The following is a 13,973-nucleotide window of genomic DNA, read 5'->3' on the forward strand; positions in this document are numbered from 1 at the left end:
ATTTAAAAATAAACCATACAATTAGGCAGCGCCTCCTTAATTCTCTTCTTTTCAGCCTTATCAAAATTAGTATCGACCGCAATTAAGGTGGTAAGTTCCTTTAAATTCCCAATGTCTTTTGGTAAATGGGTCAACGGATTTCCCGAAATAATAAGAAGCTCCAGCGTAAAAATAGCGGTAAGATCTTCGGGAAGTTCCTTTAAAATATTATTATTAATTCTAAGCGATTTTAAGTTCTGAAGTGAGGAAATACCTTTTGGTAATGCTTTTAAGTTATTGTGTTCTAAATTTAGTTCCCGCAATTGCTTTAACCCCAACCAACGCGTATCAAACTCATAAAATTGATTGTAACCAAGATCTAATATTTCTAATACCGAAAGTGTTCCCATGGTATTGGGAAGGTAGCTCAACTGGTTGTTCTCTAATTGCAATACTCGTAATGAAGTGCAAGAGGTTACGGTTTCAGGAAGGCGAGACAATGTGTTTCCTGAAAGGTACAAATACTGAAGCTGTTCTAACTTACCAATCCTTTCAGAAATGGCAACTATGCCGTTATCGGCAATATCGAGGGTTATTAATTGTTTTAAATTCTCTATACCTTCGGGAATATAGGTAAGTCCGTTCCCTTTCAAATTAAGTACTTCCAAATTGGATAAGGCAAAAATAGATTTTGGCCACGTTTCAAAATGATTCTGCATGGCATTTAAGAACGTAAGTTGCTGTAGTTGTTCCAATTGATTAGATACATAAAACAGTTGTTGGTCACGCAAATTAAGTTGGGTGGCGTTCGTGTCTAATGCTGCTTCAGAAATGCTGTAGTATACTTTGCTCTTCAAGGGATCCGCATGCTGTGCGCTTCCGAAGAAAATACAACAACCACTAAAAAGCAGAAAAAGATTCCATTTTAAAAAATTCATAAGCGCTTTATTTTTCAGAAAAAATAAAAAGGACTGGTACGATGCATGCACCAACCAGCCCTTTTATTCTTAATATTCCTATTATTTAGTCAATAATTTGTACGAAGCCACACTTGCTCCCACCTGTACTTTAAGCATCAACACTTGATGGCTTGCCATGATGTTTGATAGGTCTAAAGTAATGGTTTGATTGGCGCCGTTATTGTGCACCTCACTCGAGGTTAACAACGTTCTTCCCAACATATCGAATACGGTTACTGTTGCTGCTTCCCCATTTAATTCTGGAAGTGAAACATTTACAATTCCGTCGGTTGGATTTGGGTATACTGAAATTTCATTCTTTAACACCTCATCGATTCCTAGTAACTGTACCACTATATATGCTTCTTTTACCAAGGCTTCGCTTGTTCCAGAAGGATTGGAAACCGTAAGGCTCACATCGAACGTACCTTCTTCTAAATACGCAACCGTTGGAGCTTGCTCGGTAGAAGTTGCAGGAATTCCGCCTTCGAATGTCCAGAACCAAGAGGTTGGAGTATTCACGCTAAGATCTGTAAATGTAACAGCAGATCCAGGAACTGTATTGGTTGTTGAAGCTTCAAAATCTGCCACAGGTGCTTGAACTCCCATATTTTCATTAAGTGCAAATACCACTGTTGCAGATGCATTAAAGGTTACTTCAGAAAAAGTTGCGTCTAATTGTGGTGTGTTGTTTCCATTTGGATGTTGCACCGAGAAAAATCCGAATTTAAAATCGGGTGTAAACGTTAATCCCGTTGGTTCAGACCCATTTGGCATCGATGCGAATAACTCCACACGTGGATTGGCTTGTGTATGATCAGGACGCACTACCCAAATGTAATTGTTCCCTCCATCTTGCAATACCCAAAGGTTTCCTTTATCATCGAAAGTAAGGTTGTCGTTTCCACCCCCCCAATCTTCGGTTAGAGTTCCATTAGCAGTTGCAATGTCGTAGCTCATTCCTCCAACAAAGGTTCTAAAATTTGAAATTGTCGCACCATCGTCCGAAAATTTATACACCCTTCCTTTTCCTTTCGATGTAAAATAGATCTCCCCGGTTAGTGGATGAATTTCACAATCTTCTACCCCATTAAAGTTTGTGCCTCCTAAAGCAGCTGCAGCATTTCGTACGTTATTACGTTCTGCTTTGGTAGTATTAGGAACTTGAATCCACGTGGCGGTAGGCGAGGTAGGTTCATTATTCGCTAAAGGTGTATCTAATTTTAAAACATATAGTGTTCCTTCGGAAAGATCTCCTGGTGTATCGGCTACAAATTTGTAAACACAATCGGTACCACCATCTTCACCGTAGTAAGCGGTTACCATATCTTCTGAAACGACTACATTTTCGTGATTCATTCTACCCATGGCCCATAACTTTTCTTGTCCTGAACCATAATCGATTACTGAAGCTGTTTCCGGATCGATCTCAACCAACCAACCCACATCTTCATAACCATCGGAATTATTATCTCCAGAATTTGTAGATTCTTCGGCAGTAACTACCGTACCCCAAGGAGTAACACCTCCAGAACAATTTCGTGTAGTAGTAACTAAGACATCGTTGTAAAGATCTACTGGCTGACTTTGATCTAACTCCCATAATAATGTATCTTCATTAAAATGTACATCTAAAATTGAAACGCCACCCGGTGTATTTTCATGATTTACCGATACATACCCTAAGGTACTGGACCCTTCGATAGGAACATATCCTGTAAAGTCATTATTTCCCGGCACTGTATTATCGCCACCACTGTAAACATCCCCTTGTTTTAAGAGCAGTTGAAATCTATGCTCGCTTGGAAGAATCATATTTGAAGTCTGTCCTGTGGGTGTTATCGAAGTAAAACAACCTATTTCTCCTTCGCTACATTCAAATGGTTCTACTGGCTCTTCAGCATCTTGAATATACATATCGAATTTCAGGTCTGAACTTTGCCCGTCACGGTTATGAAGCTCTACTGAAATTCGGTTAAGTCCATCGACAAATACTGTTTTAGGTACTTCATGAATAAAATACACATTTTCATCATTCCCAGATACAATGGTAGAAGAAGTAGTTAGGTAATCAATGTCACCGTCGGGCATGTTATCACGAAATACTTCAACACCATTTACATATACCACGGCACCATCATCTCTATTTAATCCGAAGGCTACCATTTCTGCCATTTCAGAAAGCTCCACAGTAAGATCTCTTGAAAAATAGGTTGTGATAAATTTATTGTTGGCATCGGGACCAAAAGAAATTTCGGTATTTACGGGATCTCCATATCCTAACGGTGCAAGACCAATCGCCCATGAAGACACGTCGTAATCTATCGTTGTCCAAGGCTCTGCGTCTAAACTCACTCCCGTATCTAAATAGCTCCATGCCGATTGTGCAGGTAATGGGTAAGCTGCCGGCTCTATAGTTAAAGGCACAAAATCTAAAGCAAGGTCGAAACCAAGATCAGAACTCCCCGAATCTGCTTGATGCAATTCTACGGCAATCACATTTGTACCGTTCTGTAACAGATTGGCGCTGCTAAAATCTTCAAAATCGTTTTCATCGCTACCGCCAATTGTAGAAGACGCATAGGTAGTATAAGTAATGGTACCTTCGGGCATATTGGAACGCACTACTTCGGTTCCATTTACATAGACTACTACGCCGTCGTCATTAAGTATGCTGTATAATAGGTCTCCGTAAAGAGAAGCATCCTCAATTTCAAATTCGTAGCGAAAGTAATATGTTGGATATTTGTTTGAAGCGTCCGGACCAAAATCTAATGTAGTGGTTTCGTTTCCGTCTCCATATCCAAATTTTGCAGGACCGCTTTGCCAAGCTGCATCGTCGTACCCGATTTCTCTCCAATCGGTGCCAAGATCGACACCAGTATCGTTGTAACTCCAATTACTTCCTGCTTCGAAAGGGAAAGTGCCATTAAGGACTGTTGCATTAGACCTCACTGCTCCCATCGTATGTGCAATGGAAAGCGTGCACATAGAAAAGAAGAGCATGAATCTTAAATAAAGTTGGTTTTTTTTCATTTTTTAAAAGTTTAATATGTTTGAATTGATCGTTAAGGTCTTCAAAGCTACTTTTTAGAACTTCAAAGCATTCAAACTCATCATTACCCTTTATTGAAAAAATAGTTACGAAACAGATTTTAATTTTAACTGAATATTATCCAAATTGCTTCAGAAATGGAGGTATGTTAAACGAATTGAAAATAAAGGTTAACACTATAATTGTTGTGATCTGTCCTAGAGTTTTAAGCAGTAAAAATCAACTTTGATTTTTTTTCAGAAACTATAAAACTTTTATTTGAGTTGTATAGGGATTGTCGGAAAGGGCTTTTAAAAATGCAATAATCGCTTGTATTTCTTGTTCGCTAAGATCGAGCGGCGTATCGGGAAGTGTTTGATTAGTTACCTCAAGTCCCATTCCGGCACCTCCTCCTTTATTGTAAAAATCAAGCACTTCTTCTAGCGTATTATAAGCGCCATTATGAAAATATGGTGCAGTTTCGAAACTATTACGAACGGTCGTTGTTTTAAACGATTTTTCATAGATCCATGCTGCTTCACTAGCAATCCCGTTGTTCCACCTTCCCTCGTCGGTGTCGAGGACAGGAACGTCTGACTTAGGGTTTTTAAGCACTCCTAAAATTTCAGTTTCGGTATCGCTATATAGAGGAGGAACCAATCCAGAAAAATTTGGAGCAAAATGGCAGGTCGCACAAGCACCTTTGCCCATAAATAGATTAAATCCTTTTTTTACTTCCGAAGAAATTTCGGGAATTTCTCCTCGAACAAACCGATCGAACGGACTATTAAATGAACGTAGAGAAATCACATATGAAGCTAAGGCACTTGCTATTTTTCGTCTTGAAATATCCTCATCTACAAACACATTTTTAAATTTTGAAGGATACTCAGAATGAGCAGATAGTTTTGCGAGTATAGCTATATAATCGGTGTCGAATTCTTCCGAATTAAAAACAACATGCTCTACTTGTTGTTCTAAATTAAAAGCCCGAGCATCGTAAAAAAAACGTTCTGCATAAGCAGCGTTTAAAAGTGTGGGAGCATTACGAAGTACAAATTCTCCAGTTTTATTACTACTTGATGTAGGCAATCCATCGGTAAACGCTTTTTGAGGATTATGACAACTTGCACAACTTATCGATTTAGAATTGCTTAGAATAGGGTCGTAAAACAATTCTTCCCCTAATTCTCGCAAGGCTCTACTATCTTCTTCTTGAGTGAGTTGGGCAAAAAAATAAGGATCGAGAAAGTCTGCGGAAAAAATACTTTCACTGTTTAGATTCCATCCAGTTTGCTGGGTTATATGTTCTGGCTTTTTAAGATTACGAGTGTGCCCTAATAGTTTGTATAATGGATCTATATGATTGGTAAGAAAAGTGAGGCGGTCGAAAGATTCGAAAGACGTAGCTTTTGATAATTGTGCAATAGCAGCCTGTATTAACTGAGTAGCTTCTTTTTTTTGTTTTTCAGATAGTTTAGTTTCTGAAAAATTGAGTACCTCCCCAATAGCCTCTAACGATACTTTTGCTTCTTCAATACCGTTTGCAGATCCAGGTGTATCGAAACCAGTGACTCCCAATGTAAAAATCCGAACCAATTGAAGCCGTGACGCTGTGATAATATCCTCTGGAATAAGCGTTTTAGAAGCTAAAGCCGAGGCTACTTGTGTAAAATGAGTATGTACGTTTTTTGCTAGTCGGGCGATGTGCACTTTTTCTTCGGAAGGATTTTCAGAAAAGATAAGTTCATCTAATACCTGAAGCCCTTCTGGCGGGGAAATTGTGGGTTGGTTCCCTGATTTTTCAATCTTTAATAAAGGAGCACCATTTAGGTATTTATTGGTGTATTCAGGATGAAAGTACGCTACATAAAATTCTATTTTCTTATACGCTAATCGGGATTCGGTTAACGCATTTTGAAGGATGTCTGAAGAGACCTTCCCTTTCTGAAATTCTGTAGCTAAACTATCTAAAGTTTTAAAGGCTTGTTGCGTTTCGCTAAAATAATTTGAAATAGATTGGGGACGTGAAATATACGTTTCATTGGGACTGCACTGAATACAAATGAAACTAATAAAGCCAATAATATAAAATAGAGTTGTTGTTCGCACGGGACAATTTTAATTGCGTAACAAACCTAGCCAACCCTTATAAGTTGGCTGTTATATAATCGTTATGAAATAATTAAATGATGTTTTTAAAAGCAGTATTACGAATTATAGCCAAGTAGTTTTTTCTTCGATAGAAGTGGCTCGCACACCTTCTGGTTGTGGATCGTCATATTTTCCCATATAGAAAAAGCCAAGACACTTTTCTCTTTCATTCATAGTAAAAAACTCATGCATTCGGTTGATAACTTCAGGGGAACTCCAGTAAGCACCAATACCCATTTCGTGAGCGGTTAACCACATATTCTGAACCGCCATCGCTGTTGCCGCAATTTCTTCCCATTCAGGAATTGCTTCAGAAGGGTCTCGTTGCATACAAATTGCAATAATAGCTCCTGCCTTTTTGGGGTTTTCCAAATACTTTTTATACTTAAATTCAGAAAATTTTTCCGCATTCTTTTTATAGGTTTCCGCTAAGAAAGACCCAAACGCTTCTTGTTTTTCCCCTTGCATGATTTTAAAACGCCATGGCTCGGTACGGCGATGAGTAGGTGCCCAATTCGCTGCTTCTAGGACGGTTTTAATTTCAGCTTTTGTAATTGGTTCGTTATTGTATTGCGGAGGAAACACGGAACGACGGGATTGTATCGTATTAAAGATCATACGTTGCATTTTTAATAACAAAGATACTGAATGATTCTTTATGGATAAAACTATGAATTTGTGAAGTCAATTAAAACAAAAAAAGCCCATCCATTTGGATAAGCTTCTCATTGGTTTATTTCTAAACCACAAGCCCCATTTAAAGGACTCAACACAACATCTTAGTTTCCTTGAAGAAGGAATTGTTGCGGTCTGGACGAGACTCGAACTCGCGACCCCCTGCGTGACAGGCAGGTATTCTAACCAACTGAACTACCAGACCGTTGCTATACCTTTCGGTGTTAAGCATACTAATATCGCTATTAGCGAGGGCAAATATACGCCTGTTATTTAATCTGACAAACATTTATTTAAAAAAAATTACTTTTAGAAAAAACACTTGGCAAAATCTATACTGTAAAGTCATAAAAATAACGTGTAACCCTATTCATTTATAGCATGTTGAAACAAATGCATGTTATTATCAATAAATTTAAACTTTATCCAAATTTTTGTCTTTCTACCAAATAGGTAGTAAGAATTTTATTGAACGACTTATTAATATCGACAGGAACATACTTAATTCTATACTGTCCGCATTTAAGTTCAAGATCATTAAAATAATCTTTCACAGCAGCAGCATACGATTCTTTGATCGTATCTGCATATAAATTAACGTGATCTCCCGTCTCAACATCAACAAATCGTTTCGGACGATTGTTAAAGTCGAATTGTAACTCTTTCTCCTTATCGAACGTATGAAACAAGACTATTTCGTGTTTGTTGTACTTTAAGTGCTGTAACGCTTCAAACAATTTCTCCTCTTCCACATCACTCTGAAACATATCTGTAAATAAAAATACCATCGAGCGGCGTTTCAGTTTTTCTGCAATAAGGTGTAAATGAGTATAAGTCTTAGTTTTAACTTGATCTTTTTTCGAACCTAGAGCCTCATTCATTTTTCCTAACAACATTTGGTGATGACGTTCGCTTCCTTTTTCGTTGCTATAAAAATCGTATGCATCGCTGTAAATTGAAAGTCCTACAGCATCGCGTTGTCGCTTCAATAAATTCATAATCGCCGCACCCGCCAATACCGAAAAACCAATCTTGTTGAGCGAATTGATATCGAAGTGTTTTAACTTCGGATAGTGCATCGAACTACTGTTATCGATAATTAAATGACACCGTAAGTTGGTTTCTTCTTCGTAGCGTTTGGTATATAGCTTATCGGTTTTTGCATAGAGTTTCCAATCGATATGCTTGGTGCTTTCTCCATTATTGTAAATTTTATGCTCAGCAAATTCAGCAGAAAATCCATGAAACGGACTTTTATGAAGTCCAGAAATAAACCCTTCCACCACTTGCGTGGCGAGTAGTTCTAGGTTTTTAAACCCAGTAATTTCGTTTATTTCTTTTTCTATGTTCATTGGTTAAATTGGTGTTGAAGGTGTTTATAAAACCCCATCTACAATTCCATACTCGATACTTTCCTCAGCTCCCATCCAGTGATCGCGGTTAAAATCTTTCATCACTTTTTCGAACGTCTGTCCGCAATTATCAGCTAAGATTTGAGCACTCAGCTCTTTGGTCTTTAAGATTTCTTGAGCAGTGATTTCAATGTCGCTTGCCGGTCCTCTAGCACCTCCACTAGGTTGATGAATCATTACCCGAGCATGTGGCTGAATAAAACGACGCCCTTTCTCTCCTGCCGAAAGCAAAATACTACCCATAGATGCCGCCAATCCAGTACAAATAGTAGACACCGGACTTTTAATAGAACGAATCGTATCGTACATAGAAAATCCACTAGTTACATATCCACCAGGACTATTTATATATAATTTTATTTCTTCATGATTCACCGAATCTAAATACATTAATCGGTCTACCACATGACGAGCACTTTTATCATCGACCATTCCCCATAAATAAATGGTGCGGTCTTCCAATTGCTGATTGTCTATTTTATCCTGTACTTTATTTCTTTTTTCCATGTATCGTATGTATTTCAACTTCGTTTAGAAAACGTAGTTTCCACTTTAATTAAATTTTCAGATTTTTTACTTTGGCCCCATCCCCCTATTAGATAACAGATAAATTTCTAGGGACAATTGTTTATTTAGAGGATTACTAAAATAACAAAAGGCTTGACAATCTGCCAAGCCTTTAGGTTTAATTTTTCTTTTTCAAAAATATTATAATAGCGAGTCGATTGCTTCGGCATATACATTTTTAGCAGCAACACCTACTTGGCGACCTACTAATTCTCCTTTGTTAAATACCAAAACTGTTGGAATATTTCGTACTCCGTACTTCGCTGCAAATTCTTGGTTTGCATCGACATCTACTTTTCCTACCACGGCTTTCCCGTCGTAATCTGAACTAATCTCATCGATGATAGGTCCTACCATACGACAAGGTCCGCACCATGCAGCCCAAAAGTCAACCAATACAGGTTTGTCACTATTTAATACTGTTTCTTCGAATGTTGCGTCTGTTATTTCTAAAGCCATCTTGTTTCTTTTTTAGATATAGCACAAAAATAAGCATTTTTTATAGTACAAGTAAGAGGCTTAACATTAGTTTAAACAATGCGTTTATCAAAGAAAATTATAATTTGGCGGGTCCTTCTTTCGCATGTAAGTAGTATCTAAAACAACAAACATTTAAAGAAAGCTCAATAAGACCGGGCTTTCCGCTATATCTTTTCGTAGCGTTCTAAAAAACGCTACGAAAAGGATGCCGCATCAATCCCTACCCGAACTTCAAGAGCCTATAATATTTTACTAGAACCCCTTCCGAAGAAAAAAATAACATTAATCGTAAAAAAACTTCGAGAGCTATAGTTAAATAGTTCTAAATTAGTCATTCGTCGTGCATCCTTGATACGTTACTTACCATAGGTCAATGCATAACAAAAAGGATATTCTTAATTTTGAAATAAATTATTTGGTTATGGTATTTAAAGTTGAACACAATACAGACGGAAAAGGATTCGAAATACATGTGGACGGTTACACTGCTTTTGTAGATTACAAATTGTTCCCTGGCGGAATCGCACTCACACACACCGAAGTGCCTAAGGAAATTAGCGGACAAGGAGTCGCATCGGCACTTGCAAAACATGCCCTTGAATATGCCCAAAAGAACGATCTAAAAGTGAAACCATATTGTTCTTTTATCAAGGCTTATATAGATGAGCATTTAGAATATCAAAAAATATCATTATTTCATAACAAAGAAGATTAATATGAGTACTAAAAACATTGAACTCATCGCTGCTCCGGGAACACCCCATTTTGTGGGCGACGGATTTAGAGTACACAACCTTATCCCCAACGGAATTCAACGGGGAATGGAGCGTATGAGTCCGTTTATATTATTAGACTATAATTCTAAATTTTACTTTCCCCCTTCAGAGCAACCCAAAGGAGTTGGCGTACACCCACACCGCGGATTCGAAACCGTAACCATCGCTTATAAAGGGCGTGTGGCACATCATGACAGTAGTGGCGGTGGTGGTGTGATAAAAGAAGGAGGAGTACAATGGATGACGGCAGCTTCGGGAGTGTTACATAAAGAATATCATGAAGCATCTTTCAGTAAAAAAGGAGGAGACTTTCAGATGGTCCAACTGTGGGTCAACCTGCCCGCAAAAGATAAAATGTCCACTCCAAAGTATCAGGCATTAACACAAGAGGATTTGGCAACCTACTCTTTACCGCAAAACAACGGAACCATCGAGATTATTGCTGGGTCTTACAACGAAATTACAGGACCCGCTACTACGTTTACTCCCATACATATGTTCAATGCACGGCTTCAGAAAGGAGCAAATGTCCCCTTTACATTTCCTGCAAATTACAATACCTGTCTTTTAGTTATTGAAGGAGAAATCACAGTGAATCAAGAAGAAACGGTAGCTACAGATCATTTGGTGTTGTTTAAAAATGAAGGCGATACGTTTTCCGTAGAAGCTTCCGAAGATGCAATTGTACTTATTTTAAGTGGCGAACCTATTCAAGAGCCTATTGCTGCGCAAGGTCCGTTTGTAATGAACACCCAAGCAGAACTCATACAAGCTATGAACGATTTCAATATGGGGAAATTTGGCTATTTAGAAGACTAATACAGGTAAAAAATAAACATCGCAATGAAAACAGTATTACACAAAGCAGACGCACGAGGACATGCAAACCATGGCTGGTTACAATCGTATCACAGTTTCAGTTTTGCCAATTATCAAAACCCCGAACGCATGCATTTTGGAGCCCTTCGCGTATTAAATGACGACATCGTAAGTGGCGGAAAAGGATTTGGGACCCATCCTCACAATAATATGGAGATAATTTCTATTCCATTAGAAGGTGATCTTCAGCACATGGACAACATGGGTAATTCTACTGTTATTAAACAAGGAGATGTACAAATCATGAGTGCAGGAACTGGAGTATCCCACAGTGAGTATAATAAAAACCCCGATCAACCCGTAAAATTTCTTCAGATCTGGATGTTTCCAAATCAAGAAAATGTAACTCCCAGATACGATCAGATCACTATTAATGGCATTAAAAAAGAAAATGAGTTCTACCAGATTCTTTCTCCAGAAAAAGATGATGAAGGAGTTTGGGCACATCAAGATGCTTGGTTTTCGTTAGGCGAATTTAACAACACAACCACCTCCTATTCTACACACAAAAAAGGGAATGGCGTATATTTATTCGTCTTAAGCGGAACTGTGGAAGTAGCAGGCGAAACATTAAGTTCACGAGATGGCTTCGGAATTTGGGAAACCAACACCATCGAACTAAAGATCGACAACAAAGCCAGCGTATTACTTATGGAAGTGCCAATGAATTTTTAAATTAATCGAAAACCAATAAACACTGTTCTCCACCTATTTTCACATACCAGTAAACATGGCTAAAAAAAGATCTATTTATATATCGTAAATTAGGAAACGTTTCACAACCCTATTAAGCATATTCGCTAAGAGCGTCACTCGAAAGTAGTGATGTTTTGTGAAAAATTGAAATATAATCGCCTTATAGCACTTGATTTAAATTAATAACAAAACCGCTAAAAATCATGTCGAACATTCACACCATCATTCCCGAAAGAGCAGCAGACATAGGTAATTTTATGGTAGGTCGCTTGTTACCATTCCGTAAAAAAAGAATGGTTGGTCCGTTTGCCTTTATCGATCATATGGGACCAGCGCAACTTTCAGAAACCGAAAATCTCGATGTTCCGCCACACCCGCACGTCGGACTTTCAACCCTTACCTATTTATTTGAAGGAAGTATGATGCATCGTGACAGTATTGGTAGCGTCGTTGAAATTAAGCCTGGAGCCGTAAACTGGATGACGGCAGGTAAAGGAGTGGTTCATTCAGAACGTACGCCCGAGTATCTGCGGAAAGAAAAGAAATCATTACACGGCTTACAAATCTGGGTGGCACTTCCTAAAGATAAAGAAGACATCGCACCTTCTTTTCATCATACACCTAAGGAGCACGTACCGCAGTGGGAGCAAGAAGGTATTACGATAAAACTTATTGCAGGATCGGCTTTTGGAAAACAATCACCAGTTCCAGTATATAGTGAACTCTATTTTCTAGAACTTTCCTCTAATGCTAGATCTACCGTGCGATTGGGGAAAGACCTATATGGAGAGAGCGGACTTTACATCCTTCAAGGTGCTATACATAGTGATGGTCATCGCTACGAACCCAAACAATTATTGGTTGCAAAAGATAGTAGCCTATGCGAATTCGAGATGGAAAAAGATAGTATACTTTATATTTTTGGAGGGACTCCATTTCCCGAAGAACGACATATTCATTGGAATTTTGTAGCTTCAGATAAGGAAACCATTCAAAAAGCTCGTGATGATTGGCAAGCACAGAACTTTCCGAAGGTACCTGGTGAAACCGATTTTGTACCACTTCCGAAGTAAATTAAATAGCAATATTCTTTAAATTTTTTTTGCTGCAAGTTCTTTACGTACCCGACTTAAACTTTCGGGAGTAATTCCTAAATAAGAAGCGATCATCCATTGTGGAACTCGTAACATAAGGTCAGGATACTGCTTAACAAAGTGAGTATATCTTTTTTCTGCGGAAGCAGCCAGCAACTGGTCTACACGTTGTTGTAACTGTCGAATATGAGCATGAAGAATGGTTTTATTGAAAATTCGGAAAGCAGCACTTTTTTCTGAAGCTGCATCAATAAATACATCGTTTACAAATACTACTTCTGTATCTTCCACAGCTTCAATATAGAAATAGGCAGGGTCATTAAAAAAAATACTTCCACGGTCTCCAGTGAACCAATTTTCGGGCGCAAACTGAATAATATGTTCTTTTCCTTTATCATCAAGTGTGTAGGTACGTAGCAATCCACTTTCAACGAACATTGTCTCCTTACAGATCGATCCTTTTTCTAGCACAAAAGAGCCTTTTGCAAAAGTACCTGAGCGCACTAGTGGAAGCAGTGAACTAACTTCTTCTGGTGTTAATTCCGCTTTCTGAATAAGATAGGTGCTAAATTGTTGATAAGCCATTTTTAACTTTTCAGGTGGTATAAAGATATTGAAATTGATGTGCCTGACTTAAATAGTAGTCCAATACTTTTTAAATGGATTGCATTTTTTTTTAAAATTACTAGGTATATTTACCTATGAAGAAATTGGTTTTCATTTTGTTAATTGTAATCGGATTTCAATCGTGCGTTCAAAATAATCCGTTACATCCTACAGAAATAAAAGATGTTCCCGCAAAAACAATGGGCACTATAGAATTTGATTTTCCCGTAGAGGAAGAAGTATATGTACCTATATATTCTGACATTTTTCACCGTACGCGAGATTTCAAAATTTTGCTTGCTGCTACATTAAGCATTCGAAACACCAGCAAAAGTGACACTTTATTTATTAAAGAGGTAGATTATTACGACTCAGCAGGAATCTTTGTTCGTGATTACATAAAAGAACCCATCTACCTCAACCCTTTAGAAACCATCGATTATGTAATTGACGAGGAAGATGAAGTGGGTGGAAGTGGAGCCAATTTTCTCATCACGTGGGGCGCTAATAAAAATTTAAAACCTGTTTTTCAGGCTGTAATGGTAGGCGGCATAGGACAGCAAGGAATAACATTTACCACAGAAGGAACCACTGTAACCCCCGAGAAAGAAATCTCGAAAACAGTTTCCGACTCAACCCAAAGAGATAGAAAAAAATAACAA

At 38.1% G+C, this 13,973-nt stretch carries 13 protein-coding genes and 1 tRNA gene; 5 read left to right on the forward strand and 9 right to left on the reverse strand.

The genetic code is table 11. The features are described from left to right. Positions 1 to 2: 2 nt before the first annotated feature. The 8 genes from ULVI_RS04110 to trxA all read right to left on the reverse strand — a co-directional run bounded on the left by ULVI_RS04110 (position 3) and on the right by trxA (position 9,239). Positions 3 to 917, reverse strand: a complete 915-nt coding sequence (locus ULVI_RS04110) for a leucine-rich repeat domain-containing protein (RefSeq protein WP_068590034.1) — start codon at positions 915 to 917, stop codon at positions 3 to 5. Positions 918 to 998: 81 nt separating this feature from the next. After that, the gene (locus ULVI_RS04115) at positions 999 to 3,974 is read right to left on the reverse strand and encodes an alkaline phosphatase PhoX (protein ID WP_068590036.1); all 2,976 of its coding nucleotides are present in this window, start codon (positions 3,972 to 3,974) and stop codon (positions 999 to 1,001) included. Between the two features lie 262 nt (positions 3,975 to 4,236). Then, a complete protein-coding gene (locus tag ULVI_RS04120; RefSeq protein ID WP_068590038.1) occupies positions 4,237 to 6,084 on the reverse strand; it encodes a cytochrome-c peroxidase in 1,848 nt (615 codons plus the stop codon). A gap of 105 nt (positions 6,085 to 6,189) precedes the next feature. Next, positions 6,190 to 6,744 carry a nitroreductase family protein gene (locus ULVI_RS04125; RefSeq protein ID WP_068590040.1) on the reverse strand — a complete coding sequence of 185 codons (555 nt, stop codon included), beginning with the start codon at positions 6,742 to 6,744 and terminating at the stop codon, positions 6,190 to 6,192. Positions 6,745 to 6,932: 188 nt separating this feature from the next. After that, a tRNA-Asp gene (locus ULVI_RS04130) sits at positions 6,933 to 7,006 on the reverse strand. A 217-nt stretch (positions 7,007 to 7,223) separates the two neighbouring features. After that, positions 7,224 to 8,153 carry a DUF58 domain-containing protein gene (locus tag ULVI_RS04135; protein ID WP_068590043.1) on the reverse strand — a complete coding sequence of 310 codons (930 nt, stop codon included), beginning with the start codon at positions 8,151 to 8,153 and terminating at the stop codon, positions 7,224 to 7,226. Positions 8,154 to 8,177: 24 nt separating this feature from the next. After that, positions 8,178 to 8,720 (reverse strand): ClpP family protease, encoded by a 543-nt coding sequence (locus ULVI_RS04140; RefSeq protein ID WP_068590044.1) that lies wholly within the window; start codon positions 8,718 to 8,720, stop codon positions 8,178 to 8,180. Positions 8,721 to 8,921: 201 nt separating this feature from the next. Further along, positions 8,922 to 9,239 (reverse strand): thioredoxin, encoded by a 318-nt coding sequence (gene trxA, locus ULVI_RS04145; RefSeq protein ID WP_068590046.1) that lies wholly within the window; start codon positions 9,237 to 9,239, stop codon positions 8,922 to 8,924. Positions 9,240 to 9,681: 442 nt separating this feature from the next. On the opposite strand from trxA, the gene ULVI_RS04150 reads away from it, so the two are divergent. From ULVI_RS04150 to ULVI_RS04165, 4 genes are all read left to right on the forward strand, one after another. Further along, on the forward strand, positions 9,682 to 9,975 hold the full coding sequence (locus ULVI_RS04150; RefSeq protein ID WP_068591372.1) for a GNAT family N-acetyltransferase: 294 nt from the start codon (positions 9,682 to 9,684) through the stop codon (positions 9,973 to 9,975). 1 nt (position 9,976) lies between these two features. Beyond that, the gene (locus tag ULVI_RS04155; RefSeq protein ID WP_068590048.1) at positions 9,977 to 10,855 is read left to right on the forward strand and encodes a pirin family protein; all 879 of its coding nucleotides are present in this window, start codon (positions 9,977 to 9,979) and stop codon (positions 10,853 to 10,855) included. A 24-nt stretch (positions 10,856 to 10,879) separates the two neighbouring features. Next, positions 10,880 to 11,590 carry a pirin family protein gene (locus ULVI_RS04160; protein ID WP_068590051.1) on the forward strand — a complete coding sequence of 237 codons (711 nt, stop codon included), beginning with the start codon at positions 10,880 to 10,882 and terminating at the stop codon, positions 11,588 to 11,590. 224 nt (positions 11,591 to 11,814) lie between these two features. Further along, the gene (locus ULVI_RS04165) at positions 11,815 to 12,684 is read left to right on the forward strand and encodes a pirin family protein (protein WP_068590053.1); all 870 of its coding nucleotides are present in this window, start codon (positions 11,815 to 11,817) and stop codon (positions 12,682 to 12,684) included. Positions 12,685 to 12,702: 18 nt separating this feature from the next. On the opposite strand, the gene ULVI_RS04170 is transcribed toward ULVI_RS04165, so the two are convergent. Beyond that, complete coding sequence (locus tag ULVI_RS04170; RefSeq protein WP_068590054.1) at positions 12,703 to 13,290, reverse strand: Crp/Fnr family transcriptional regulator; 588 nt, start codon at positions 13,288 to 13,290, stop codon at positions 12,703 to 12,705. Between the two features lie 116 nt (positions 13,291 to 13,406). On the opposite strand from ULVI_RS04170, the gene ULVI_RS04175 reads away from it, so the two are divergent. Continuing rightward, positions 13,407 to 13,970: a DUF3124 domain-containing protein gene (locus tag ULVI_RS04175; RefSeq protein ID WP_068590056.1), complete on the forward strand. Its 564-nt coding sequence runs from the start codon at positions 13,407 to 13,409 to the stop codon at positions 13,968 to 13,970. The last annotated feature ends 3 nt before the right edge of the window (positions 13,971 to 13,973 follow it).

The organism is Cochleicola gelatinilyticus (genome assembly GCF_001637325.1).
GTDB classification, from domain to species: domain Bacteria; phylum Bacteroidota; class Bacteroidia; order Flavobacteriales; family Flavobacteriaceae; genus Cochleicola; species Cochleicola gelatinilyticus.